At 61.3% G+C, this 24,662-nt stretch carries 31 protein-coding genes and 1 pseudogene; 11 read left to right on the plus strand and 21 right to left on the minus strand.

Annotation, left to right across the window (positions count from 1 at the left end):
* Positions 1-11: 11 nt before the first annotated feature.
* The gene (locus HWN36_RS07120) at positions 12-251 is read right to left on the minus strand and encodes a DUF5654 family protein (RefSeq protein ID WP_176788714.1); all 240 of its coding nucleotides are present in this window, start codon (positions 249-251) and stop codon (positions 12-14) included.
* A 91-nt stretch (positions 252-342) separates the two neighbouring features.
* On the opposite strand from HWN36_RS07120, the gene HWN36_RS07125 reads away from it, so the two are divergent.
* From HWN36_RS07125 to HWN36_RS07135, 3 genes are read left to right on the plus strand one after another with little or no spacing between them, the layout of a single operon-like run.
* Positions 343-1,590: an AAA family ATPase gene (locus HWN36_RS07125; RefSeq protein WP_176788715.1), complete on the plus strand. Its 1,248-nt coding sequence runs from the start codon at positions 343-345 to the stop codon at positions 1,588-1,590.
* Between the two features lie 11 nt (positions 1,591-1,601).
* Positions 1,602-2,192, plus strand: coding sequence for a hypothetical protein (locus tag HWN36_RS07130; protein WP_176788716.1), 591 nt, complete (start codon positions 1,602-1,604; stop codon positions 2,190-2,192).
* A gap of 13 nt (positions 2,193-2,205) precedes the next feature.
* Positions 2,206-2,712, plus strand: a complete 507-nt coding sequence (locus HWN36_RS07135; protein WP_176788717.1) for a hypothetical protein — start codon at positions 2,206-2,208, stop codon at positions 2,710-2,712.
* On the opposite strand, the gene HWN36_RS07140 is transcribed toward HWN36_RS07135, so the two are convergent.
* The gene (locus HWN36_RS07140; RefSeq protein WP_176788718.1) at positions 2,709-3,584 is read right to left on the minus strand and encodes a PEGA domain-containing protein; all 876 of its coding nucleotides are present in this window, start codon (positions 3,582-3,584) and stop codon (positions 2,709-2,711) included. The genes HWN36_RS07135 and HWN36_RS07140 overlap by 4 nt on opposite strands.
* Before the next feature lie 285 nt (positions 3,585-3,869).
* Between HWN36_RS07140 and HWN36_RS07145 the strand changes: the two genes are divergently transcribed.
* The 4 genes from HWN36_RS07145 (at position 3,870) to HWN36_RS07160 (ending at position 6,411) form a co-directional block, all read left to right on the plus strand.
* On the plus strand, positions 3,870-4,304 hold the full coding sequence (locus HWN36_RS07145) for a nucleoside deaminase (RefSeq protein WP_176788719.1): 435 nt from the start codon (positions 3,870-3,872) through the stop codon (positions 4,302-4,304).
* A 2-nt stretch (positions 4,305-4,306) separates the two neighbouring features.
* Positions 4,307-5,119, plus strand: a complete 813-nt coding sequence (locus HWN36_RS07150; RefSeq protein WP_176788720.1) for a hypothetical protein — start codon at positions 4,307-4,309, stop codon at positions 5,117-5,119.
* A gap of 118 nt (positions 5,120-5,237) precedes the next feature.
* Positions 5,238-5,717, plus strand: a complete 480-nt coding sequence (rlmH, locus tag HWN36_RS07155) for a 23S rRNA (pseudouridine(1915)-N(3))-methyltransferase RlmH (protein ID WP_176788721.1) — start codon at positions 5,238-5,240, stop codon at positions 5,715-5,717.
* Positions 5,718-5,943: 226 nt separating this feature from the next.
* Positions 5,944-6,411, plus strand: coding sequence for an Hsp20/alpha crystallin family protein (locus HWN36_RS07160; protein ID WP_176788722.1), 468 nt, complete (start codon positions 5,944-5,946; stop codon positions 6,409-6,411).
* A gap of 183 nt (positions 6,412-6,594) precedes the next feature.
* On the opposite strand, the gene HWN36_RS07165 is transcribed toward HWN36_RS07160, so the two are convergent.
* Complete coding sequence (locus tag HWN36_RS07165; RefSeq protein ID WP_176788723.1) at positions 6,595-8,757, minus strand: C25 family cysteine peptidase; 2,163 nt, start codon at positions 8,755-8,757, stop codon at positions 6,595-6,597.
* 109 nt (positions 8,758-8,866) lie between these two features.
* Between HWN36_RS07165 and HWN36_RS07170 the strand changes: the two genes are divergently transcribed.
* A complete protein-coding gene (locus HWN36_RS07170) occupies positions 8,867-9,817 on the plus strand; it encodes an IS5 family transposase (protein WP_176787388.1) in 951 nt (316 codons plus the stop codon).
* Positions 9,818-10,565: 748 nt separating this feature from the next.
* Here HWN36_RS07170 and HWN36_RS07175 read toward each other — a convergent pair.
* From HWN36_RS07175 to HWN36_RS07235, 13 genes are all read right to left on the minus strand, one after another.
* Positions 10,566-11,984 (minus strand): transposase, encoded by a 1,419-nt coding sequence (locus tag HWN36_RS07175; protein ID WP_176788724.1) that lies wholly within the window; start codon positions 11,982-11,984, stop codon positions 10,566-10,568.
* A gap of 342 nt (positions 11,985-12,326) precedes the next feature.
* Positions 12,327-13,325 (minus strand): bile acid:sodium symporter, encoded by a 999-nt coding sequence (locus HWN36_RS07180; RefSeq protein WP_176788725.1) that lies wholly within the window; start codon positions 13,323-13,325, stop codon positions 12,327-12,329.
* A gap of 70 nt (positions 13,326-13,395) precedes the next feature.
* Positions 13,396-14,262: a universal stress protein gene (locus HWN36_RS07185; RefSeq protein WP_176788726.1), complete on the minus strand. Its 867-nt coding sequence runs from the start codon at positions 14,260-14,262 to the stop codon at positions 13,396-13,398.
* Complete coding sequence (arsB, locus tag HWN36_RS07190) at positions 14,259-15,338, minus strand: ACR3 family arsenite efflux transporter (protein ID WP_176788727.1); 1,080 nt, start codon at positions 15,336-15,338, stop codon at positions 14,259-14,261. Before arsB ends, HWN36_RS07185 begins: the two co-directional genes overlap by 4 nt.
* Complete coding sequence (locus HWN36_RS07195; RefSeq protein WP_176788728.1) at positions 15,335-15,721, minus strand: DUF2703 domain-containing protein; 387 nt, start codon at positions 15,719-15,721, stop codon at positions 15,335-15,337. The genes arsB and HWN36_RS07195 overlap by 4 nt, the downstream gene beginning before the upstream one ends.
* A gap of 11 nt (positions 15,722-15,732) precedes the next feature.
* Entirely contained in the window at positions 15,733-16,191 is a 459-nt protein-coding gene (locus HWN36_RS07200) for a putative zinc-binding protein (protein ID WP_176788729.1), read from the minus strand.
* A gap of 5 nt (positions 16,192-16,196) precedes the next feature.
* Entirely contained in the window at positions 16,197-16,430 is a 234-nt protein-coding gene (locus tag HWN36_RS07205; protein WP_176788730.1) for a thioredoxin family protein, read from the minus strand.
* Positions 16,427-16,687, minus strand: a complete 261-nt coding sequence (locus HWN36_RS07210; RefSeq protein WP_176788731.1) for a hypothetical protein — start codon at positions 16,685-16,687, stop codon at positions 16,427-16,429. Before HWN36_RS07210 ends, HWN36_RS07205 begins: the two co-directional genes overlap by 4 nt.
* A gap of 7 nt (positions 16,688-16,694) precedes the next feature.
* Positions 16,695-17,768, minus strand: coding sequence for a permease (locus HWN36_RS07215; protein WP_176788732.1), 1,074 nt, complete (start codon positions 17,766-17,768; stop codon positions 16,695-16,697).
* A gap of 48 nt (positions 17,769-17,816) precedes the next feature.
* Positions 17,817-18,743 carry a permease gene (locus tag HWN36_RS07220; RefSeq protein WP_176788733.1) on the minus strand — a complete coding sequence of 309 codons (927 nt, stop codon included), beginning with the start codon at positions 18,741-18,743 and terminating at the stop codon, positions 17,817-17,819.
* On the minus strand, positions 18,730-18,909 hold the full coding sequence (locus tag HWN36_RS07225) for a hypothetical protein (protein ID WP_176788734.1): 180 nt from the start codon (positions 18,907-18,909) through the stop codon (positions 18,730-18,732). The genes HWN36_RS07220 and HWN36_RS07225 overlap by 14 nt, the downstream gene beginning before the upstream one ends.
* Entirely contained in the window at positions 18,906-19,220 is a 315-nt protein-coding gene (locus tag HWN36_RS07230; protein WP_176788735.1) for a ferredoxin-thioredoxin reductase catalytic domain-containing protein, read from the minus strand. Before HWN36_RS07230 ends, HWN36_RS07225 begins: the two co-directional genes overlap by 4 nt.
* Entirely contained in the window at positions 19,217-19,384 is a 168-nt protein-coding gene (locus HWN36_RS07235; protein ID WP_218133212.1) for a hypothetical protein, read from the minus strand. The genes HWN36_RS07230 and HWN36_RS07235 overlap by 4 nt, the downstream gene beginning before the upstream one ends.
* Positions 19,385-19,581: 197 nt before the next feature.
* Between HWN36_RS07235 and HWN36_RS07240 the strand changes: the two are divergent.
* A pseudogene (locus HWN36_RS07240) lies at positions 19,582-20,459 on the plus strand (IS5 family transposase).
* Positions 20,456-20,662, plus strand: coding sequence for a hypothetical protein (locus HWN36_RS07245; RefSeq protein WP_176788736.1), 207 nt, complete (start codon positions 20,456-20,458; stop codon positions 20,660-20,662). The pseudogene HWN36_RS07240 and the gene HWN36_RS07245 overlap by 4 nt, the downstream one beginning before the upstream one ends.
* A 6-nt stretch (positions 20,663-20,668) precedes the next feature.
* On the opposite strand, the gene HWN36_RS12155 is transcribed toward HWN36_RS07245, so the two are convergent.
* From HWN36_RS12155 to HWN36_RS07255, 3 genes are all read right to left on the minus strand, one after another.
* Positions 20,669-21,010 (minus strand): TSUP family transporter, encoded by a 342-nt coding sequence (locus tag HWN36_RS12155; protein ID WP_343044949.1) that lies wholly within the window; start codon positions 21,008-21,010, stop codon positions 20,669-20,671.
* The gene (locus HWN36_RS12160; protein WP_281361644.1) at positions 20,995-21,558 is read right to left on the minus strand and encodes a sulfite exporter TauE/SafE family protein; all 564 of its coding nucleotides are present in this window, start codon (positions 21,556-21,558) and stop codon (positions 20,995-20,997) included. Before HWN36_RS12160 ends, HWN36_RS12155 begins: the two co-directional genes overlap by 16 nt.
* Before the next feature lie 164 nt (positions 21,559-21,722).
* Positions 21,723-22,502 (minus strand): pyrroline-5-carboxylate reductase family protein, encoded by a 780-nt coding sequence (locus tag HWN36_RS07255; RefSeq protein WP_176788737.1) that lies wholly within the window; start codon positions 22,500-22,502, stop codon positions 21,723-21,725.
* A gap of 78 nt (positions 22,503-22,580) precedes the next feature.
* Here HWN36_RS07255 and HWN36_RS07260 point away from each other — a divergent pair, with 78 nt between their 5' ends.
* Complete coding sequence (locus HWN36_RS07260; RefSeq protein ID WP_176788738.1) at positions 22,581-22,949, plus strand: ArsR/SmtB family transcription factor; 369 nt, start codon at positions 22,581-22,583, stop codon at positions 22,947-22,949.
* Position 22,950: 1 nt separating this feature from the next.
* On the opposite strand, the gene HWN36_RS07265 is transcribed toward HWN36_RS07260, so the two are convergent.
* The gene (locus HWN36_RS07265; RefSeq protein WP_176788739.1) at positions 22,951-23,706 is read right to left on the minus strand and encodes an ABC transporter permease; all 756 of its coding nucleotides are present in this window, start codon (positions 23,704-23,706) and stop codon (positions 22,951-22,953) included.
* Positions 23,703-24,656, minus strand: a complete 954-nt coding sequence (locus HWN36_RS07270; RefSeq protein WP_176788740.1) for an ABC transporter ATP-binding protein — start codon at positions 24,654-24,656, stop codon at positions 23,703-23,705. Before HWN36_RS07270 ends, HWN36_RS07265 begins: the two co-directional genes overlap by 4 nt.
* Positions 24,657-24,662 lie beyond the last annotated feature (6 nt).

Here is a 24,662-nt window from a genome sequence, read left to right on the forward strand (position 1 = left end):
GGGAACGTCCCTCACTCCGTTTTCTCTCCCTTCGCCTTTGACACCGCGCGCGCGATCAGAATGGTGGCGAGGACAGCGATGATCGTCACGATGATCGCATAGATCAGTTGTGCAGAGAGATTCTCAGTCGTTCCGAACACCTGCTTGAAGAACTCCTGTATTGCTCCGTTCCATGCCAGTGCGGCAACCAGTCCAAAGGCTGCGGCCATCAGGGCCGCAATTTTTTCAAGCACTTCTTCGTAGAACGTCATATGGCAGGATACAATATCCTCCTATTAATATATTTTCAGTGCGCCCAAGCCCTCTTATTCTTTGACCCCTATATTCGATCGAGGGTGTCTGATGAGGATTGCAGGGGTAGATATAAGGAATTTCAAGAGTTTTGGCAACGCTACGGTCACACTCGGCCGGTTCAACGTGATCATCGGCCCGAACGCCGCGGGAAAATCGAACTTTGTCGATATCTTCTCCTTCCTCACCGACTGTGCACGGGAAGGGTTTGCCAACGCCGTCTCTCTCCAGGGGGGCGGGGAATATGTCAGGAACCTGAGGGCTGCCCCCGCGGAGACGACGGAGATCGCCGTCTCCCTTGACGCCGGCGCAGCACCGATCCGGGTCAGGTTTTTCCGGGACGGGGACCGTGTGGTCGAGGCGGTCGTCGGTTCATGCACCTACTCCCTCTCCCTCCACTGCACGGCCGCCGCCTGCACGATCGCCTCTGAGGAGATCGCCGCCGCCTGCACCTACCACCTGGTGGACGGCAACGGCTTCTCCTCCTCCCTGGGTGCGGGGGAGATCAGGCTGTCCCGGTCGGTGGACGGCGGCGTCGGCTGCACCGTGGCGCCGCAGGGCATGGCCCCTGAGCCCGACTGCACCCCTCTCGCCACCGCTCCCCTCGCCCTGGACGAGTCGATGCTCGAGAACCCGGTGATATATCCGTCATTTTCGCCCCTCGTCTACCAGATCAGGAACTTTTTCCGGGACATCGGCCACTACGACATCGACCCACGCCTTGCAAAGCATGCGGCCGAGATCTCGGGCCGCGCCGACCTCGACCGCGACGGCGGCAACCTGGCCGTGGTGCTCAGGGCGATCCTCTCGGACCCTGAACGGCGGCGCCGGGCCTGGGCGCATGTGCAGGAACTCCTCCCCTTCATCAGGGAGATCGGGGTGGAGCGGGTCACCGATAGATCACTCATCACCACCTTAAAGGAGGAGTACGCCGGCAGGGCGATCCCCTCCTTCCTGGTTTCGGACGGCACGATCAACCTGACGGCGCTTGTCGCCCTGCTCTATTTCGAGGACAAACCGGTCGTCATCATCGAGGAGCCCGAACGCAACATCCACCCGAACCTGATCGCAAAACTCGTATCGATGATGCAGGACGTCGCCGAGCACCGCGGCCGCCAGATCCTCATCACCACCCACCACCCCGAGGTCGTGAAATACGCCGGCATGCAGAACATTCTCCTCCTGAGGCGGGACCCTGACGGATATTCGGCCGTCACCCGCCCGGCAGAGCGGGAGGAGCTCGAGGTCTTCCTGGAGACGATGGGGATCGACGAACTCTATGTTCAGGATCTCCTCTGAGGCTGATCAGGATGACCGCCTCCCCCCTGTACGTCCTCCTCGAGGGCCCTGACGACGAGCGCTTTTTCTCCAGGATCGTGCGCCCCCTCTTTGCCGAAAGGGGTTATGAGATGCGGATATGGAAATATGCCTGCGAAAAACGGCAGCTGACGATAAACCTGATCCATGCGGTCAGAAAAGGTGGCCACGCCTATATCTTCGTGAGGGATCTCGACCGGACGCCCTATGCACGCCTCAGGGTGCAGGAGACCCTGGACCGTTTCGGGCATGCGATGGATGCGGAGATGGTCGTCATCGTCGTCCCGGAGATCGAGGGGTGGTACCTTGCCGGGGTTTCTGAGGGTGCGGCCGCCCGCCTCGGTGTCTGTGTCCCGTCATGGCGGACCGACCGGATCACGAAGGAGGTGTTCAGATCCCTCATCCCGCAGGGGATCTCCAGGATCGAGTTCATGCAGGCGATCCTGGAAGAGTATGACGTCGCCCTGGCGCGGAAAAAGAACCGTTCGTTTCGTTTTTTCATGGACTGGTTCGTTGACGGCGATCGGTTGACGGCCGGAGGAGAGAAATCACCAGATTTTTCCAGTTGCCGGGGCATAGGATGATCTGCTGGATGCCATGACCCCAGGAAAGGACCATCTCAAACCCTCAGAGATCGCCGATCTCGCCGGCCTCAAGGAAGACGAGGTCAGGGAATATATCGCCGAATACCCTGACCTCTTCCCGTACCGCAGCATCGGGCCGGTCAGGCTGTACGCCCCGAAAGCCGTCGAGACCGCCAGAAAATGCGCCGAGGCGGCCCGTGAAGGCAGGCGGCCTGAGGAGACGGTCGAGGAAACGGCGTCAGTGGAGGCCCCGGCGCCGTCGCCGGTGACGCAGGCTTACCTTGATGCCCGCGACCTCAAGGACGTCGTCGCCAGACAGGAACAGCAGATCGAGGCCCTCCGCAGGGAGATGGAGGCGCGGGAACGCGCCCTTCTCGACCGGATCGCCGCCCTCGAGGGGGCGCTCATGCGGGAACAGAAACAGGCAGCCCTCGTCGCCGAGTGGATCGATTATTTCGACGCCGAGATCGAGCGGCTCGGGCGCCCCCTGCTCGGACGTATCTTTGAAAAAAAGAGTTAGTTCTTCCTGCGCAGCACGAGGAGCGCACCGAGGACGCCGAGCGCACCGAGGGCAGAGAGCGGCGAGAGCGGGGCCTTCTGTGTCACCGGGGTGAGGGTGGCGGCGATCGTGACGGTTTCCCCCTTCGCCGGGTACTGGGTGATCGATGCAGAGTAGGTCTGGTAACCGTCGGCCTGGACGCGGATCGTCTGGTACGGGGTGCCTGTCACGTAGACGCTCACCAGGAGTTCGCCGTTCTGGATCATGCCCTTGTAATCGTTGTCGAAGTAGACCTGCGCTCCCTGGACGTTGCACGTCACCAGGTATGCACCCATGTCGCCGCCGATCGGGGACTGCTGGAGGGTGGCGGCGATGGTGACGGTCTGGCCCTTCGCCGGGTACTGCGTGATCGCTGCGGTGTAGGTCTCGTATCCCTCGGCCTGGACGCTGATCGTCTTATACGGCGTGCCGGTGGTGTAGACGCTCACCAGGAGTTCGCCGTTCTGGATCGAACCCTTGTAGTCGTTGTCGAAGTAGACCTGCGCCCCCTGGACGTTGCACGTCACGAGGTACGCCCCCATGTCGCCGCCGATCGGCGCCTGCTGGAGGGTGGCCGTGATGTCGATGGTCTCGCCCTTCGCCGGGTGCTCGACGATCCTGGTGGTGTAGGTCTCGTATCCGTCGGCCTCGACGCTGATCGTGGTGTACGGCGTGCCTGTCACATAGACCTCCACGAGGAGGCGGCCGTCCTTGATCTCGCCTTTCAGGTCGTTGTCGAAGTAGACCTTCGCCCCGTCGACGTTGCAGTGCACGGCGTAATAGCCGATATCGCCGCCGATCTGGGCGCTTGCAAGGGGAATCATGCCCGCAACGAGCATGATACCAAGAATCATGGCGTAATTCATCCGCATGATATCACTCAGTATGCGATCTGATCCTGGAGGTTAGATAGTTTTCTATTCATGTGTGCGGAGACAATTCCAAGAGTATAAATTCTTGTGCGATCAGGCTGGATAGGTGAATTGGTATTCGGGCGAGGATATATAGTCCTGGGAATCTCGCCTTTTATCCGCAGAGGGGCGAGGATAAGCCCCGGTTGTGTACTCCGTCCCGGACGGGGGTGCGGGCTTTCGTCCTCTGCCGGATCACCTACGAGTAGTCTTCTGGAGGGTATGCATATGGATAGGTTCATGGAGGCGGCGCTCTCTGAAGCGAAGATAGGGCTCGCAGAAGGCGGGATCCCGATAGGGTCGGTGCTGGTCAGGGACAGTCGGGTGATCGGGCGGGGGCATAACCGGCGGGTGCAGCAGGACGACCCGGTGCTCCACGCCGAGATCGACTGCCTCAGGAATGCCGGGCGGGTCGGGCGGTACGCCGACACCGTGCTCTACTCCACCCTGATGCCCTGCTATCTCTGTGCCGGGGCGGTGGTGCAGTTCGGAATATCGCGGGTGGTGGCCGGCGAGTCCAGAAACTTCGCCGGCGCCCGCTCGTTTCTGCAGGAGCACGGCGTCGAGGTGGTCGACCTCGACCTGCCCGAATGCTACGAGATGATGGCCGCGTTTATCGCCGGGCACGGCGACCTCTGGAACGAGGATATCGGAGAACTCTGAGGATGGAACTCGACGCCACTGCTGCACTGGTGATGGCATGGGCGTCCCCGCTGTACGACGGCGGCAGGATCAGAGATTTTTTTGATGAACTCGACCTCTCGAAGGGTGAGGATCTGCTCAGACGATGCGACGAGGTCTGCCCGTGGTACGGCGAGGTGATCCTCAACCGTAAACATCAGATCTCCCGTCTTGTTGGCCGGGAACTGGCCAGATCGCCCGAGCCCTGCCGGATCGTGATCCCTGCGGCAGGGATGAGCCCTCTTGCCCTGGAGGTCCTCGAAGAGTATCCCGACGGCGTCACCGACGTGGTGGAGATCGATATCTCGGGTATGGAGGAGAAGCACGCCCTCTACGAGCAGGTCGCCCCTGACCTTGCCGGACGGATCGCCTGCGTCCGGGCTGATATTACGGCGCCTTCCCTGGCCCGCTATGGCGGGAGAGAGCCGGTGATCCTGGTCGTGGAAGGAGTGAGTTATTATCTCGGGCGGGAGGAGCTGGGCGGGATGATCAGCTCGTTCTGTTCGGGCAACGGCAAAAATGTCGTTGTCGTCGAGTATCTCGCCCCCTGCCAGATGGTCGCCCCACGCCGCCGCTCGCTCCCCCGCAGCGTCTTTGGCTCTATCAGGGAGGCCTGTGGGCTTGCGCCCTTCTCGGTCTACACGCCAGGAGCAATGGCCTCGGTGATCAGGGACGCCGGAGGGCGGGTGGACGCTCACTACTCGATGGCGGCGATGGAACGGGCACGCTGCAGCGAGAACCATTTCTTCAGGTCTGACGAAGACGGCTGGATCTGGTGCACGAAGGGGCGGATCTGATATTCTGGCTTTCCAGCCGCTATTGAATCATTCCTCTTCAGACCGGCGGCCCATCTCTATTTCAGGACAGATGACCTATACAGGTGAGGGGGAGTCCTATCCTCCTTGAGGTGGCTGGATGCAGGTCAGTGTCATTGCCGTGGGAAAGGTGAAGGATCGGTATATCAACGAGGGAATTGCCGAATACGAAAAACGCCTCCGTCCCTATGCGGACCTGAGGATCGTCGAGGTGCGGGACGAACGGGTGCCGAACCGCGCCTCGGCGGCCGAAGAAGGGCAGGTGAAGGTGACCGAGGGCGACCATATCCTTGCCGCCGTTCCAGACGGCGCCCTCCTCGTCGCCCTCGACGCCGCCGGCGAGATGTGGTCGAGCGAGGACCTTGCCTCCCGGATGAAGGGGTGGGAGATCGCTGGAAAAGGAGAGATCGTATTCGTCATCGGCGGCCCGCTCGGGCTCTCGCCGGCGGTGCTCTCCCGGGCCGACGTACGTCTTTCCCTCTCCAGAATGACATTCCTGCATACGATGGTGCGGCTGATCCTGCTCGAGCAGGTCTACCGCGCCTTTCGGATCATGCGCGGGGAGCCCTACCATAAATGATCCGATCGGGGAATCCTGGATATCCGGGGTTTCGTAATAAAATTACGTCCATATTATAATTCTAATCCTATCCGGGATGTCTTAAATCTCCGTCCAACCATCGCTGCCCTCCGGCCCGTTCTCTTTTCCCGGCCCGGAGTGCCTCCACCACAATGGTTTTACCGGGATGCCGAAAACCTGTACCTGGGGACGTTGTGAATACACGCACCCTGGACGGGGTAAGCACATGATCGACAAAATTCCAGACGAGGATTTCCGGGCGCTCACCGATTACCTGAAAAGCATGGTGCTTCGGGCGCTGGAAGACACCGAGGACAAACCCGTCGCCATCGGCGTGCGCCTGCTCGTCAGGGACGGACACTGTCATGTCCTCCCGCCGACCTGGGCGCCGGCGCATCCCATCGACGGCGAGGAGTCCGGGGAGATCAGCGAGCCGGTGGTCGAGGTGGTGGAGGTCGGCGGCAGGATCGTGGTGACCGCCGAACTGCCCGGCATGTCCCGGGAGCACGTCCGCACCTGGCAGGAGGGCTCCACCCTGGTCATCAACGCCCTGGACGGGCTGCGGCGCTACCGGCGGGCCGTCGCCCTCCCCGAGGTTCCCCTCGAGGTGGAGGCGACCTCGTTCAGGAACGGTGTCCTTGACATCTCGTTTGGACTCAAGTCGGACATGGAGGCCGGCGACCTGTACGGGTAGGGTCGAGCCCGTCTCTCCCTCCCTCTCCCCCGGAACGGCTCTTTCCGGCCCGGGGCGTTCTGATTCCCTCGGTCCGCACCGGCTGTTCTCTCTTATTGCTCGTGTCGGTCCCGCCTCCTGCGGGACCTCTTCTCCTTGCTCTCCGGACGCCGCCGGTAAAAAAAGATCTCCCGGGTCCAGGACTCATTCAGACCCGTTCTTTATCGCGTAGAACCCGAACGGCCGGTCGTGCCACCAGGTCGTGCCGGCGATCGCTTCTTTTGTCTGTGTGAAGAGGAGGCCCTCGAACCGCTGGTCGTCACTCTCGTCGAAGGTGTCGGCGAAGTCGATGGAGAACTCTATTTTGTAGTCTGGCCCCCACTCGGCTGACAGGGGATAGGTGTCGGTCCGCACGTAGCCGTAGACCTCGTGCTCCGCGCCGTCCTGGCCCATGTATGTCCCCTTGATATTCGGCATCCCCTCGATGTAGTCCCCGCCTGGTCCGGTCAGCACCAGCGTGCCTTTCCAGCCGTCATGGTTCATCGCATAGGTGCCGGCGAAGTCCTCGGGCTGGAAGGAGGAGACCCCGCCGACCCTGAGGGAGGGGTCACCGAAGAGCATCACCTTGTGCATGTGGATATAGGCGTAGTACGACCTGAGGTCGACTGTGTCCATCCACTGCCTCTGGGCATAGTACCACATATACCCGAGTTTCGGCGGCTTCCACCCGACCGAATAGGCCTCGAAGAAGTATTTGTCCAGGTCTTGCCCGCCGTACTCCATGGGATCGACGCAGCCGACGTACGCCACCGCCCCCTGCCGGTGTTTCACCAGGAATTCTTCGGCCAGAGACTCTCTGTCGTACCCGGAGGGCTGGATCGCCATCGGCTCGGGCCGGTTGGCCACCTTCGCTGTGCTGCTCCACTCGGTGTCGGCTGCCGTGCGGTAGTAGTCTGCGGGAATGCAGGAACTGATCCCGTTGTCGAAATAGAACCTGCCCGTATAGCATGAGACGGCGAACACTACCGGGAGCCGGTCGGTGTTCGTCAGGTTCGTGACGTCGGTCCACCCCTGCTGCTGGTCGAAGACCCAGCTCCATGCGAGCGGGCTGCCGTGGCCGAAGTAGTTGACGAAGCCGACCCCCTCGTTCACCGTGGCGTTGATCACGCCGGCCCGGTAGTCCCTGATATCGGCATGCGAGAACCACTGTGGGTCTTCGTAGGGCTTGACGATCGTAAAGTCGGCGAGATAGCCGTCGAGCCGGTCCTTCTTGTCAGCGTCACCGAAGTCGCCGTCGACGAGCCAGAGGGCCCGCTCGAACCAGTCAGAACCGTAGGCCGCAAACTCGTAGTCGATCACCTTCTCCACGTAGGTCGCCACCTCGTCGGCCGTCGAGGCCGGCACCCGCCCGACCATGACGTCGGGGTACATGTTGATCCCATCGAGGTTCAGTTTCGTGAGGTTCTGCTCCGAGAAGCCGTCGAAGTCCATTTCTCCATAGATGCCGTTGCCGTTGTTGTCCCAGTCGTCGAAGTCATACGTTTCATCATAGAGGTCGGCGTAGTAGAGGTCAGAGGGGTACCATTTCGTTCCCCATTCGGTGTTGTAGGCCTTGACGTACCTGACCGGGAAGCGGTCGCAGTCCCCGACGAGCATGACGTAGACGATCCCCGCTCCCTTCCAGTAGTCGTCGATGCAGCGTTTCACCCGCTCGGGCTGGTCCCCGTCTGTGTATTGCCGCTCGATCTCTTCGAGGGTGACGATCGCCGTCGCAATGCCGGTCCGGTCTTTATGCTCCTTCAACGGCTCCAGCGCATCGACAAACTCACCGGGCGTCAGGATCAGGAGGTCGAACGCCTCAGTCGGGATGCCGCTGTCGACGGTGAGCGAGGCGTTAAAGGCGTTGTTCGTCTCGTCGGCCTCCTCGAAGGTTTCGGCGTAATCGATGGTTGCCGTGACGGAGTGCACCCCGGCCGTGGCGTTCCAGTACTCGGCCGCCCCGATGGTGAACTCTTCGCCCGGGTCGACCGGGTCACGCCGGTATATGGCGTAGCCCCCGCCGTAGACTGCATCGCCGCCGTCGATGGAGAACTCGATCCCCGGGAGCATGAAGAACCAGATGTCACCGAGGCGGGCCGGAACCAGGGATCCCGGTCCGTTGTTTCTGACGACCGCGGCGAAGGCGATGCTGTCGCCGGCCCGCGGGTTCTCCGGCAGCCAGGAGATGTTTGTTACCATAAGGTCGGGCAGAGACTCATTGTCGTTGAACATTGCGGACTCGCTCCTTTCCTGGACAATGGGCTGGCTCCCGGTGACGGCGCTGGACACCGGGGAGAAGGCGAAAAGGAGGATGCCCGCGATGATCATTATCCATAAACTGCCTGATTTCAGAATTGTTATCTTCATGATTTCAGAGAATTTCGAACAACCCCACCTCACCCAAAGTACTTTATAGTCCCGGATCGACCTTTTTCCCATGAGCACGTTTACCAATTTCGCGATCCACCACGAATATGCCAGCCTTGCAGCTCTGGGTGATCGGCTGGGTGAGGTCAGCGGTCTGATCGACTGGGATGCCTTCCGCCCTCTCCTTGCTGACCTCTACACCAACGCCGAGGGGCGAGGCGGCCGTCCGAACTATGACGTCGTTCTGATGATCCGGCTGCTGGTGCTTCAGCAGTGGTATGGCCTGTCTGACCCCGAACTGGAGCGTCAGGCGACCGACCGGATCTCGTTCCGTCACTTCCTGGGATATCCGGAAACCATTCCGGATCGGTCGACGGTCTGGCTGTTCCGGGAACGCTTGGCGCAAACCGGGAAGGATACCGCGATCTGGGATGAGTTCCAGCGGCAACTCGAAGTACAAGGGCTCGCCATCAAACGCGGTGTCATGCAGGACGCGACGTTCATCACCGCCGATCCCGGGCATGCTCCTGCCGGCACGCCCCGGGGAGATCAGGCAGAGACGCGGCGCAGCCGCGACGGCACCTGGGCCAAGAAGGGCTCGAAGTCACAGTTCGGGTACAAACTTCACATCCTGCTCGACAAGGACAGTCAGCTGATCCGCCGGATTGAGACCACCACGGCGTCACTCCATGACAGCAGGATCGATCTCTCCCGGGAAGGTGAGACGGTCTATCGCGATAAAGGCTATTTTGGGGTGAAACCGCAGGCATCTATGGACAAGACCATGCACCGGGCCGTTCGCAACCATCCCCTCTCCATCAAGGAGAACCGGCGGAACAAGGCCATCAGCAGAACACGATCGCTGGTGGAACGACCGTTTGCCGTGATCAAGCGGGTGTTCCATGCAGGCCACCTCATGGTCACGACGGTTGCCAGAGTGCACGTCAAGAACATCTTCTCCTGCATGAATTTCAACTTCAGGCAACTTCTTACCCTCAAAGCGCAAGCTGCCGAGCGATAGCTCTCGAGAAAATCCAAAAAACCCTCTAAATGCAGGGGTTCAGGAAGGAAACGGCTGAACAGCGAGGGGAAGAGGGCAGTCGGGAGCGAGTATCTGATGGCAGGGAGGAGTTAATCGCAATTCTCTGGTGTTTATCATCCATGCTTCTCTGGCGCATGCCCCTGTTCCCTGGCCGTGTGAACTTTTTCTCCGGCATACGATGCAGCAGTTCGTCTTACCTCTCGATATGTCTGACCCCGGCCGGGAGGCCGGAGCATCCGGCCATGATATGGCCCTCTCTCTCTCGATCATGTGGATTTCGCTCTCCTGGTCCTTGATGTGGGCGGGCAGATCGAGCATTCACGCGGGAGCACTACGCCCACACCGGCTTTGGGCTGTTTCTCTCCAGGGAGATCCTGGCGATCACGGGTATCGATATCAGGGAGACCGGTACACCGGGAGAAGGCGCCCGGTTTAAATTCCGAGTTCCTGAAGGCGCCTTCAGGTGCCGGTGAGGGTGCCGGCCATTCCTTTTGGTCGGCAGATAGAGATTTTGGCCAGGTTTCATGGCGTTCGGTCTGATATTTTCTTTTCATTTCTGAAACTGGGCCCAGTACTTCGCTAATTTTTGCTGTGTTGCATAAGTGCCACTACCGCACCCAAAGATAGAATATGCCGGAGGCCCCGTCATTCCCTCATGCCAAAGAACAAACGATGGGGCCGTCCGTACACCGACACTCGTGATTGGAGTATATATAACCCAAACTCCTCAAGCATTAGGGAATATATCGAGTTCCAGTTTCTCCGCGATCTTCCGCACCCCCTTCGGCACCTCGGTGATCCGTCTCTCCTCCCCCGCTCCCACCGCGTACACCTTTGAGAGTTTCAGCAGCAGCCCCTGCGGTGACAGGTGCGCTGTCATCCCCGCCCTCTTGATCCGGTTCAGGATCCGGCAGTAGAGATAGAGACAGAGAAACCCGACAAAGACATGGCCGAACACCGCCGTTGCGTCCCGGAGGTAGAGCTTGTCTGCCTGGATCAAACTCTTGAACGCAGCAAAATGGTCCTCGACCAGGTTTCTCGACTTATACATCTGGTAGATCTCCTGGGGCTCCGCCTTCACCGAGGAGAGGATCAGGATCCGGCCCGCACGCTTCAGCCTCACGTTCAGCGCTTCCCGATCGATCTCTCCCTCCTCCAGCAGGCGGTAGAGGGTCTTCTCCTCTTCGACCTTCAGGTCGGCATCCTCGTAGAGATAGAGTGTCAGTCCGTCGATCTCCCTTTTACCGGCATGGATCAGCCGTTTGTGGTAGAAGAAGTGGTCGGTGAGATGGATCCTGATCTCGTACCTGGTGCTATTGCGGCGTTGCGGGAGGACGAACGGGATCTTCGCCTCGATCAGGGCTGTTTCGTTCTTCTCCGAGACGAATCCACGATCGAGGACAAGAATGCCTCCTGGTGCTGCGATCTCGGCGAGGGATCCAACGAGAGTCGAGACATCCCTGACCGAACCCGGCAGGGCGCGGATCATCACCGGAAGGCCGGTATCCATGGCGCTGAAGAGTGCAATGTTCACCTGGGGCAGCCAGACCCCTTCAGCGTTGTAGCCGAACTCTGCCAGGTTTACGGTGTCGGAGGAAGAGAAGATGAACGAGAGGTCGTAGATGAGCCGGTTCGATTGTGAGGAGAGGTACTGGAACACCTGCTGCTGGGCATGACGATCGCCGCCGATCGCGGTGAGCGTACGCGAGAGAGCGCGGGGATCGCAGGACGGCGCGATCTCAAGGCCGTTATTGAGTTTCTCCCAGGCATCATTGACCCGGGAGAGCGGCGTGTACCCGGAGATCCGGGTGAAGGTGAGGGCGACGATCTCCTGCCAGTGGCCCGGGAAGGCGTCTTTCAGGATGGGGAGAAGGTCACTGGACTCTTCTTCCAGCAGGGCAGCGTTGCCATATTCGTGGATGGTGCAGGGCTGGATGGTTGGCGTTCGCGCACCTTTGGGTACCAGGCCATGATCTTTCGTGAGCCGGCCGAGGTACGTGCTCACCTTCCGGGGGGATTTGCTCGCTTTGTCGTAGACGCTTGTCGAACGGTAGACGTAGGGTTTGTCCTGGATGTACTTGATCTCAAGGCACTTCTCGCCCTTCCGGCGTTGGTCTTCCAGCCACCCGCGAGCCCACTCGTCCATATGATACAATATTAGGGAATATAATATATAGATCTTTCCATCCTGCTGGGGGCGTTCTGGAAAAGAAGCGGATAGGGGAGAGTATGTGCCCTAAATCATGCGGTGTTTGGGTTCAAAAAGAATTGTAACGCAATCGTCTTGAAGGGGTGGAGAGGCGGCCCCCGGGCGGAATCGGACAGGGAGCCCGGCATATCGCCTCGCCAGATCCCGGATCGTGTTGCGTTGACCGGGGGAGATCATGCATGGCGTGAGATACGAGGGGCGGATTGCGATGTACGGGCTACATCGCCGTCGTTCCCGGGAACGGTTATTGCACTCATATACATTTGTTCTGCCTTCCACTCACCCGACGTTCGGGGCCGATCTCCTGTATATCTGGTAGAATACGACCGCGGTCAGCATCTGGAACGCGAACCCGACCGCGACCGGGAGCATCGCGAGTCCCCCGAAACTGACCGACGCTATCCCGATGGCGATGGGGAGATTTTTCATACCGGCCGAATAGGTGAGGGCAATGTTCTGGGAATGCGGGAAGAGCCGCACGCTCAGAAGATAAGCCGAGACAAACAGGATGGGGAAGATGAGGATGGTCGATGCGGCGAGCGGGACGATGGCGGCGACGTTCCTGACCATGAGCGGGACGCTGGTGTTGATCGCCATGAACATGAGCAGGACGGCCATGGTCGCGGAGACGGCAGACATGACAGGGAGGATGTGCTGCACGTTTATTGCTCTCTCCCGGTCGTGCTGCGGCCCCCGCGATTTATCATGGCCTTTCAGAGCACAGGATCTCCATTCAAGGATCTCCCGCAGGGATATGCCGATAAGGAGGGGCAGGAGGACGGTGAGGAATACCTGGACGAACATGGCAGTCGTATCAATAACCACGAACCTGCCGGCAAAGAGGAGCATGATCACCGGGATGAGGAAGGGTGCGAGAACCATCGTCACCGCATTGATGACCGTCGCGAGCGGGAGATCCCCTTTTAGCAGCCCGGTCCACACCATGGCCATACCGGCACAGGGGACCGCACCGATAAGGACGAGGCCAACGGCAAAATCGGGATATTCCTGGAGAAACAGGAGTGCAAGGAGCCAGCACAGGAACGGTGCAAAGAGGAAATTCAACACCAGCCCGAGCGAGAGGCAGCGTGCACACCATTCCTTGAGCGAGGCGCTGAGGCTCTTGAAAGTGATGGAAAAGCCCATTGCCCCGATCATGATCACGATGAACAGCACGCTGTACTGCTGGAGAAACCGGCCCGGTGCGGAAGAGACCAGGCCGACCGCGATCGCAATGAGAAGGGTGGAGATGATGATAATCGCGTAGTGTTCTCTCACGAACTCCGCATATCTCATGACTGCTCTTTTTAAGGTCATAGTGCCGCCACCATACGGTCGTTGACGATTGTTACCGCACCACGAGCACATGCGCCCGTGCGCCGTGGACCACCGCCCCGGTCACCCCGCCGAGGAGGGACCGAATTGCGCTGTGTCGCCCTTTCGCCCCCATGACAATGAGCGTCGGCTCAAACGTCTCCTCGACCCCCAGGATCTCGTCGATGGCGTTGCCGGTCACAAGCATCGTGACGACCTGCGGGATACCCAGGGGTTCGAAGTGCCGCTTCAGGTCGGCGAGGCGTGCGGCGTCCTTCCGGTTGAACTCCGAGATCTGTTCCTGCGAGGCTGTCCAGAGGCGGCGGGTGTCCTGGACGTGCATGATCACCAGGCGCTCGGGCCGCGCCCGGGCCATCCACTCGATGAACGGGATGCACCGCTCTGCATCCCCGGAGAAGTCGGTCAGGTAGAGGACCCGGCGGAAGATCCGATCGGTCGTGAGGGTGCAGGCGGTCGGGTCCCCCTCCTTCATCACGGCCAGGCGGAGGATCAGGAGCGGCACCGCTGCATGGGCGAGGACGTTCTCAGTCTGGCTCCCAAGGAGCATGCGAGGGATCAGAGAACGGCCGTGCGAGCCCATCACGATGAGAGACGGCGGGTTCGCCTCTGCCCGCTCCAGGATCTCGATCCAGGGGATGCCGGCGACGACCTCGGCCCCGACATCGGGAACGCCGCAGGTCTCCAGGCGTTTTTTCCACCCATCCATCACCTCGCGGTCGTGCGCATGAATGCCGGGATCGCCCGCCGTCTCGCGGATGTTGATCACGTACAGCAGTTCCACCCGCTCCACACCGAGACGGGCGATCTCCTCCACAGCCGGCGCCATCGCGGCGGCCGCACCGTGGATCTCCAGCGGGACAAGCATTGAGTCCATCTTCATGTTGGTTCACTCCTGAACATTCCCTGCGTACGCAGGCAGATTTTTACGAGCATCAGCATCACCGGCACCTCGATCAGGACGCCGACGACCGTCGCAAGCGCCGCCCCCGACCCCAGCCCGAAGAGGATCGTCGCCGTTGCGATCGCCACCTCGAAATGGTTCGAGGCGCCGATCATCCCGGCCGGGGCGGCCTCCCGGTAGGGGAGGCCTATCCTCGGGGCCAGGACGAAATACCCCAGGGTGAAGATGAGCACCGTCTGGATGAAGAGCGGGACTGCTATCCAGAGGATCGTCAGGGGGTTCTCGACGATGACCTCGCCCTTGAAGGTGAAGAGGAGGACCAGGGTGCCGAGCAGGGCGACGATCGAGACCGGGGTGAGCAGGTTCAAAAACCGTGTCTCAAACCAGGCCATCCCCTTCTTTGCGATGATCCACTTCCTGGTGAAGTAGCCTGCGACAAGCGGGAGGGCGACGTACACCGAGACCGAGAGGAGGATCGTCTCCCAGGGGATCGGCATGGCGTTCACGCCGAGGAGAAAACCGCCGAGCGGGGCGTAGAGCACCAGCATCGTGAGGGAGTTGATCGCCACCATGATCAGGGTGAGGCCGTCGTTGCCCTTCGCCAGGTAGCTCCACATCAGGACCATCGCCGTGCACGGGGCGATCCCGAGGAGGATGCACCCGGCAACGTAGCTCCGCCAGAGTTCGACGGTGCTCCCGTCGGCGAGCACCTCGGTCCCCGGGATGAACCCGACGAAGACGTATCCCAGGAAGAAGGTGGCGAGGAGGTACATCGTGAAGGGCTTGACCGCCCAGTTTATGAAGAGGGTGAGGGCGACGGGTTTTGGGGTCCGGGCCGCCCTGAGCACCTCGGCAAAGTCGATCTTCACCATGATCGGGTACATCATGAAGAAGAGGGCGATCGCGATCGGGATCGAGACCTGGTAGACCGAAAACGAGTCGAGGGCGACGGCGACGCCCGGGGCGGCGCGGCCGAGGGCGATCCCGGCCACGATGCAGAGCGCCACCCAGACCGTGAGATACTTCTCGAAGGTGGAGAGGCGGCGCTCGGTCATGGCTCCACCACCCGCAGTGCGGCTTTCAGGATCAGGTCGGCGGGGAGGGCCTCGTGGGTCTCGTCCCCGCAGACGATCGCCCGACAATCTGCCTCGGTCCCGGTGATGCAGGAGCAGGAGGCGCAGGGGGTCATCTCCACCCGCACCTCGTCGAGGAGGTCCTCGATGGGGATGCCGTTGAAGAGGACCGTGTTGGACTCGGCGATCCGTTCAGGCGGGAGGACCGTCTCGGTCACCCGCACCCTGATCCGCCGGGCCGAGAGCACCGGGCGGATGGCGGCGACGACCTCATTGAGCGTGCGCCCGGTCGCCGCACACCGTTCGCAGGTCGCATCCACGCTCTCGCCGATGTGCCGCCATTCCACGAGAAGGGTGCCGGCCATTCTCCCCTCCTCTAGCAGCCCCCGCCGCAGCCGCAGCCACCGCTTCCCGGCTTTTTCTCTTCAGGGGCGGGCTTCTTCTCTCCTTTCCCCTCCCAGGCCGCCGAAACGACCTTCTCAAGGTCGTCCTCATGGACCGTCATATCGCCGATCTTCTTGATCCCCAGTTCGGTGACCACAATGTGCTGGTCGGGCTCGATGCCCGCCCCTGCGGCGATCTTCCCGGCGCATTCGACCGGACAGCCGTCGATGACGACGATCTCGTCGGCGTCCTCGACCTTCTTCATCACCGAGGGCGTCCTGATGGCGAGTGAGGCGGTGCAGGCCTTGTTCCCAAAGCCCTCATTCGTGAGGGCGACCGCCGCGGCGTTCGAGAGTTCGCCGACATTCGAGGCGCCCGAGCAGGCGAAGATGATCCGCTTTTGCCCGGCCGCCTCGCCGCCGCCGCAGGTGCAGGTGGGTTGATCTGCCATGCCCGTCACCCCTGCAGGATCTCCTTGAGCTCTTTCACGTCGGCCACCCGGCCCGAGACCCGCAGTTCGCCGTCGACGATCAGTGCCGGGGTCAGCATCACGCCGCGGTCCATGATGGCGGTGATATCCTCCACCTTCTCGATCTCGGCGGAGATCCCGAGCTCCGCGACCGCAGATTCGACGTTCTTTGCCAGGCGTTTGCATTTCATGCATCCGGTTCCGAGGATTTCAATCTTCATGGTTTCACCTTTTTCTCGTACTCCCCGAGCAGGGCCGTCCGGTAGGCCGCTTCGGCCGCACGGGGGACGTAGTTGTAGACCTTGATCTGTTTCATGAGTTCTTCGGCGATTGCGTCGGCGCCGGCGAGGTGCATCCCCCGCACCTCGTCGATGGCGTCGTCGAGCATGGCGAGGCCGACGACGATTCCGCCGACCTCGATCTGCCTGATGCGCCGCATCGCCTCGGCGGCGCAGCATGGTTTTGTGCGTTCTGCCATATCTCCTTCACCCCAGGATCAGGCCGTACGCGAACCCCGCGAGGGCCGAGAAGACGATCACGAGCACTGCATAGACGGCGGTCTTCTTCGGCCCCATGATCCGGGAGATCACCAGGAGCGAGGGCAGACTCACGCTCGGCCCGGAGAGGAGGAGGGCGAGCGCAGGGCCGCCGGCCATCACGCCCGAGGTGTAGCCGAAGGTGGTGCCGATCACCGGCACCTCCAGCAGGGTGGGCATGTACAGGATCGTCCCGACGACCGAGGCGAGCAGGGTCGACTGGAGGGAGTTCGTCCCGAAGAAGGGGCCGAAGGTCTCGGGCGGGAGGAAATAGGCGAGCATGCCGAGGGCGAAGGTGCCGACGATCAGGATCGGGAAGATCTTCTTCGTGAGGTCCCAGGTCTCCCAGCCCCACTCAGTCACCTCGTCCCGCTCGAAGAAGTAGATGAGCAGGTAGGCCGTGCCCAGGGTGAGGGCGTAGATGACCGGGAACTTGATCAGCCAGTCGGCCTGGGCGGTGCCGGCGATCAGGATCCCGACGAGCATGACCAAGAACGCCGGGACGACCCAGCGGGGGCGCTCCTCCCCGCCGCCTGCGGGCACCTGCGGCATCGCCGCCATCTTCTTCCGCGTCTCGACGTCGTGCGAGCGGAAGAGCGCCGCCATGACAAGACCGATGACGATCGCCAGGATGACTGCAAAGACCGCCCGCGCCAGCCCCAGGTCGAAGCCGAGCACCTTCGCCGTATAGACGATGGCCAGGATGTTGATCGCCGGCCCGGCGTACAGGAAGGTCGTCGCCGGCCCGATCCCGCTGCCCCGCTTGAAGAGCCCGGCGAACATCGGCAGGATCGTGCAGGAGCAGACGGCGAGTAACGTCCCCGAGACCGAGGCGAGGCCGTAGGCGACGCTCTTCTTCGCGTCCGGGCTGAAGTATTTGAGGATCGCGTCCTTCTTGATGAACGTCGCAATGGCGCCGGCGATGAAGAACGCCGGGACCAGGCAGGTGAGGACGTGCTCGGCGAGGTAGCCGAGCAGGGTCTCCCACCCCATGAGGAGCGAATCAATGAGGATGTCTATCATGATCTTCTCTCTTGTGCTGTTGGTAGGTGAGGTGTGTTCCTTCTCTTTTTATGCCGGGAGAATGACGCCGAAGGCGAACCCGGCAAGGACGGCGATACCGAGCACGGTGACGACGAAGGCCGCCACCAGGCGCCGCTCGAAGATCGCCGAGAGCAGCGTGATCTCCGGGATGCTCGCCCCGGCGCCGCCGATGATCAGGGCCATCACCGCCCCGGCACCCATCCCCTTCTGGAGGAGGACGGCGCTGATCGGAATTATCGTCTCGGCCCTGATATACATTGGTATGCCGATCAGGGCGGCGGCGGGGATGGCGAGGGGATTGTCAGGCCCGGCGACCGAAACGATGAGGTCGGCCGGGACGAAACCGTAGATGAAGGCCCCGATGGCGGCGCCGAGGACGAGGTACGCGAAGACCTGGCGGAAGAGCGAGACGGCGAAGTTCAGGGCGGCGGAGAGCCGCGGGCCGTGACGCTCCGCAAAGGTGCCCCCCTCGCACCCGCACGCCGGCGCCGCCGCCATCCCCTCGACGGTTACCTCCTTCACAGAGCGGGCAAAGCCGAGCCTCGCGAGGAGGGTGGCGAGCACGAGGGCCGCGAAGAAGGTGATGACGGCATATACGGCCGTCGGCACCGGGCCGATGAGGGCGGCAAGGAGGGAGAGGATCACCGGGTTTAAGAGGGGCGAGGCGAGCAGGAAGGCCATGCAGGCGGCGAACGGGATCCGGGCGTTCAACAGCCCCACCAGGATCGGGATCGTGGAGCAGGAGCAGAAGGGCGTGAGCGCCCCGAAGACGCCGCCGAGGACGGTGGATGTGCCCTCGCCCCGTCCGGCGAGGGTCTGCCTGATCCGCTCCTCAGGGATGTAGGCATGGAGCAGACCGACCAGGAAACTGATCCCGACAAAGAGGATGATGAGTTCCCCGGCGATCACGACGAAGAACCTGCCCGCTTCAAGAAGCGTCTCAGTCAGCGCCATCGCTCTCCCTCCGTTCCACGCCACAGCAGCAGCATCCGCCCTTTGCCATCTGTCGCCGCATCAGGATCATCATGCCGATCATCAGCAGAAAACAGACGATCATGACGGCGGCAACGATCCAGAGGAGATCGGTGCCGACCGCGATCGTAATGACCTCACCGGTCATGACGACACCCCCTGATCGTTCCTGAAGAAAAGACGGCAGTGGCAGTGCCCGTCCTCCCGAATCTCATCCCGGTGATAGATGCAGGGGCAGATGATTTTTCTGTCCTCCGCCGCGTCGCCGCTCCTGATCCGGCACGGACAGTACTGCTTCCCGAACCTGATGGCGTTTCTGGCAAGTCCGTGGATGACGGTTTCGCGTTCAGCCGGATCGGGGTTGAGTCGCCAGCCGTTGCGCGCCGCGTATCTTTCGGCCCAGGCGCGGATACGTGCCGCCGTGTCTTCCTCTTTGGTTCTGGCAATATCGGAGATCATTTCTCTTCAGAAAGACTTTTTTCGTCCGCTTTCGTCTCTTTCGGTACGATCTTCACGCCGCCGCAGCAGCCGCATCCGCAGTCCTGTCCACCCATCGAGCGGAGGCGGGAGAGGAACCCGCCTTCTTTCTTCACCGTATCTTTTTCGGCCAATTTCATCACCATGGAGCAGTGTTTCAAATTTGTTTGAATCTTTGATTGGCAGCGCCGGCGTATATACGTTGCGATTTCACTGCTGTGTTGCATAAGTGCCACTACCGCACCCAAAGATAGAATATGCCGGAGGCCCCGTCATTCCCTCATGCCAAAGAACAAACGATGGGGCCGTCCGTACACCGACACTCGTGATTGGAGTATATATAATGAACGTCTGGTTCGCCGCGGCGAATTCTACCTCTCCCTTGATTTCATCGACCACTGGACTGATCTCGTTTCCCGGATGAACACCGGCAAGCCCGGTCGTCCTTTTCACTATCCCGAACCCTTCATCACCTGGATGGCTTTCATTCACGTCTTCCTGCAGATGCCCTATCGCCAGATGGAGGGTTTTACCCGGAAACTCTCTATCTTTATTCCTTCCCTTGTTTCAGCAGATTATACAACCCTTTTCCGCCGGATCAAGCGTCTTGATATCTCCCTTCGGGTTGATCCAACGATCCTCTCACGCAATGTCATCATTGCTGTCGATAGCACCGGGATCAAAGTCACCAACCGCGGGGAATGGATGCGGGAGAAGTGGAGGGTCCGGCGCGGATGGATCAAGGTCCATGCGATGATCGACATCGAAACCAATCAGATCCTTGGTCTAGAGGTCACCGACGAATCGGTTCAGGATGATGCACGGTGTATTCCCCTCCTGGATCAGGTCCAGCAGCACTGTGGCAGGGAGCATACCATACGCCGTCTTCTTGCAGATGGGGCCTATGACCGGAACGAGATCTTCAATACGCTCGAAAAACGCGGGATCCTATCGGGAATCAAGACGCGAACAGATGCAGCGACCAGATCCACCGGATCGCCCTATCGCGCCGAATGCGTACGGGAGCGAGTACGATTGGGGGGATATAGAGAGTGGGCACAGGATATCGACTATGGGATGAGATGGAAGGCTGAAGGAGTGTTTTCCAGTGGAAAACGAATATTCGGCGAAACGGTGAGGGCGACTTCGAAGGAGGGAATGATCCGGGAGGTGAAGATGAAAATGAACTGCTACAATATGCTGCTTACAATGGTGAAGTGAGCGAGACGGCGGAGAAAAGAGGGAGGAAGAGTACAGGAGAGAGTTATGCAACACAGCAGATTTCACCAATTTTTGAAATAGTACCTGAAGAGAGGGGATGGAAAAAGAGTGGGGATCATGCCATGCCGTTCAGGACGGAACAGCATCACGCAGGCGTTGAGAAGAGGGGCTCCCGGCAGATATCTGCCGGGATGACGCCGTAACTTCCCTTAAAAGATTGCGATCCCGAAATAGGCCATAATAAATTTCAGGGAGACGTACAGGAAGTACACGCCGAAGATCAGTTTCAGGGTCGCAGGGTGGAATTTCTTGATCGCGGCGGCACCGACCTGTGCGCTCACGATCGTTCCCGCGGCCAGGATCAGTCCGGCCCCGATTGCAACATACCCCTCGGCGAGCTTGATGCCCCCGCCGACGATCGCAAGGGGGATCATCGTTGCCAGCGACGTCCCCATCGTGACGTACACCGGCGCCTCAAAGAGGTAGATCAGACCGGGAACAAGGGCATACCCCCCGCCCAGACCGACAAGCCCGGTCAGGATGCCGACCACGAACCCAAACGATCCCTTTTTCCCCCAGATCCCGGGATGACATTTCCCTCCGGGTGCGTGATCGCCCGGTGCGCAACGCCTTCACGAATCATGCGGACCGCTGGCACCACGAATGCCAGACCGAGGATCAGCCCTAAAAGAGCCGTTTGATCCGAGAGGAGGTCGAAGACATATGAACCGGCGATCACACCGAGAATGCCAAACCCGCCAAGCCATGCGGTGGTCTTTACATCCAGGTTTTTCCGGATCAGGTGGCCATATCCCCCGGAGATCGCGGTAAAGATCACCGCGAAAAGGGTGGTGCCTATCGCGATGGGCACCGGATATCCCAGGTAAAAGTGGAGGATCGGCAGCATGACGCTGCAGCCCCCGGTCCCGATAATACCGCCGAGCATCCCCGCGGCCAGTCCAACAACGAGGAGCAGAACGACCGCCATGAACGTGATAGCCGGGGCCCCTTCATGTGTGGCCATGCCCGTTGAAAACGACCAGACCGTCAGGCCGACGATGAGGGCCAGCAGAACAATTGTCGGCGCATAGTTTTTCAAGATGCTGATCTTCTCAACACTTTCAGTCTTTTTTTCTACCGTATAACCACATCCAGACCATTTTTCAAATTTCTTTGAATCTTTGATTGGCGATCTCCCGACATATAGGTTGGGGTTTCGGCAATTTTTGAAATAGGTCTGGCAGAAGCGGGAAAAAAGAGGGATCAGCCTGCCAGTTTCTGATACAGGTCGCGCAGGTTCTCCCTGTACAGGCGCCTGATCTCCTCCTCCCCGCCGGCGATCGGGTGCACCGGCACAAGATCCATCACCTGAGCGGGGGAGAGACCCGCGTCGGTCATCGTTCGCAGGGCTCCGGCGACCATTGCAAAGAGGCCGGTGCGCGCCTCTTCAGGCGAGAGACCGAAGGAATCGGCGAGGTCGAGGAGTTCGTACCACTGGAACCAGAAATAGGTCGGACCCATGGCGGTGAGGAGGGCATAGGCCTCCAGTTTCTCCTCGTCGGTCTCGACCGTCTCGCCGAGGGGGGCAAAGAGCCTGACAAACCGCTCGCACTCTTCGGGGCGAAGACCAGGGGAGCAGGCGAAGGGGTTGTAGCCCATCCCGACGACCGAGGGGGCGTTCGGGATCATCCTGACGACCGGGCGGGCGGCGCCGAGAACAGCGGCGATCGCGCCGATCCGCCACTTCGGCGCCAGGGAGACGAGCATCGCACCCCCCCTGAGCGCCGGGGTGATCGCCTGCAGCACCGCCCCGATCGCCGGCGGGTGGAGGGCGAGGACGACGATATCGGCCGATGCCGGTACGGTCGGATCGTCGCCGGCGGCCTCGATCTCAGGGAACCGCTCTTTCAGCACAGCGAGCGCGGCCGGATCGGTCTCGCTGACCACAACCCGCCCGGGCATCTGACCGCCCCTCTTCCACCCGGCAAGGATGATCCCGGTCACCCTGCCGCCGCCAATGAAACCGACGCTGATATCTTCCATGGTATCCAACATCTGGATCGATCCCTATATAGGGGTTACCATTTCATCATTTGTTGAAACACTGGAGGTACGTCCCCGATGGAAGAGAACGAGAGGTGCAGAGAAGAGTGCATGGCGCTCCCCGAGCAGATCGAAGCGTCGCTCTGCCGGTGCGGCGGCATCGATGGACTGGTCGAGCGTCTGCCAACCGAGGCCGCGATCGCGGCGGCGTGCGCCGTCCACCGGGCGCTCGCCGACCCCTTCCGCCAGAAGATCCTCGCCATGCTCGCCGTCCAGCCCCTCTGCGTCTGCGTGATCAAGGCGGTGCTCGAAATTGCCGACTCAAAACTCTCCTACCACCTCTCGGTGCTGAAAAAGGCCGGACTGATCCAGGGCGAGCAGCAGGGCAACTGGATCATCTACCGCCTCACCGATGAGGGCGAGCGGTGGGCGCCGCCCCGCACCTGAATCAGATCCGCCCCCCGACCGTGCGCTCGTGCAGGGCCATGGCGACCGCACCAAAGAGGAGGGCGAACCCGGCCAGGGCGACAAGGTCCACGAAGACCGGGAAGGTGTGGGTGCCCATGAGGGCGTAGCGGGCGATATCGGTGAAATAGGTGAGCGGCGAGCATACGGCCAGAGCCTGTCCCCAGAGCGGGAGTTCCTCCACCGGGACGAAGACGCCGCTGATGAAGATGAGCGGGAACTTCACCAGGGACGAGAGCATCATGACGTTCGAGGGGGTGTTCGTCGGCGGCGTCGAGAGGAGGAGGCCGAACGCTGAGAAGCAGACGGCCCCGAGGACGATCCCGGCGAGGAGGGGGAGCGGGTGGAGCGGCGAGGCCCCGGCGGCGCACCCGATCCCGACAGGAACGACGGCGATAATGAGGGTGAAGACGAGCGACGCCAGCATATCCCCGGCGACGAGCGTCCGCATCGTGATAGGGACGGCGAGCAGGCGCTCCAGGGTCCTTGCCTGCGCCTCCCAGGGCTGGATCACCGGCGATACGGCGGTGGCGGTGAAGAAGAGGGTCATCGCCAGGAGGCCCGAGACGAGAAACGGAACCGAGAGCCCCCGGTTGCCGACGGCGAAGGCGAGGAAGAGGAAGAACGGCATGAAAAGCCCGAAGATCACCACCGGCCCCTTCGCGTAGTAGATCCTGATGTCCTTTTGTGTGATCGCAAGGGCGCGGCGCATCTGCTCGAACGGGTGCTCCGGGTTCATCGCGTCCCCTCCGTCAGTCTCAGGAATGCCTCGTCCAGGGTCGGCGCCGGGGTGTTCAGGCGCACGATCCGCAGACCCTCCCCCCCGGCAAACCCGACGAGGGCGCGGACGACGGCGTCCACGTCACCGGTTGCGATTACCCACCGGTCCCCTTCCCGGTCGGCAGAGACGATCCCGGAGAGGGCGGCAAGGGCGCCCGCCTCCACCTGACCGTCGAAACTCACCTCGACGGTGTGGAGACGCTCGATCGCCATCTTCAGGCGTTCCGGGGCGTCGAGGGCGACGATACGGCCTTTGCGCATGATCGCCACCCGGTCGCAGAGGCTGTTCGCCTCCTCCATGTTATGGGTGGTGAGGAAGATCGTCGTCCCGGCGGCGTTGAGGTCGCGGAGCATCTCCAGGATCAGGTGCGTGCTCTGGACGTCGAGCCCACTCGTCGGTTCGTCGAGAAAGAGGAGTTCAGGCTCGTGCAGGAGAGCCATCGCAAGGATGAGCCGCTGTTTCATCCCCTTCGAGAACCCCTGCACCCGGTCGTCCTGCCGGCCGGAGAGGCCAAGGGCCGCAAGAAGCGCCGCCGCCCGCTCTCCGGCCCTGGAGCGATCGAGGCCGTAGAGCCCGGCGACGAGCATCAGATTCTGCCAGGCGGTGAGGTCTGCATAGGCGTTTGTGGTCTCCGGGACGACGCCGAAGCGCTGTTTCGCCTGCACCGGCGCCCTGACGATATCGTGGCCCAGGATCCGGGCCGACCCGCCGTCGGGCCTGATCACCCCGGTAAGCATTCTGACCGTCGTCGTCTTGCCGGCGCCGTTCGGGCCGAGGAACCCGAAGACCTCGCCTTCACGCACCGAGAACGAGACGCCGTCGACCGCAGCAAAGCCGTTGAAGGTCTTTCTCAGGTCGGCGGCCTCGATGGCACTTTCCGCGCCGTCCCTCTCCCGCACCCCGTTCATCTCCTG

Origin of the sequence: Methanofollis tationis (assembly GCF_013377755.1) — an archaeon.
GTDB classification, from domain to species: Archaea; Halobacteriota; Methanomicrobia; order Methanomicrobiales; family Methanofollaceae; genus Methanofollis; species Methanofollis tationis.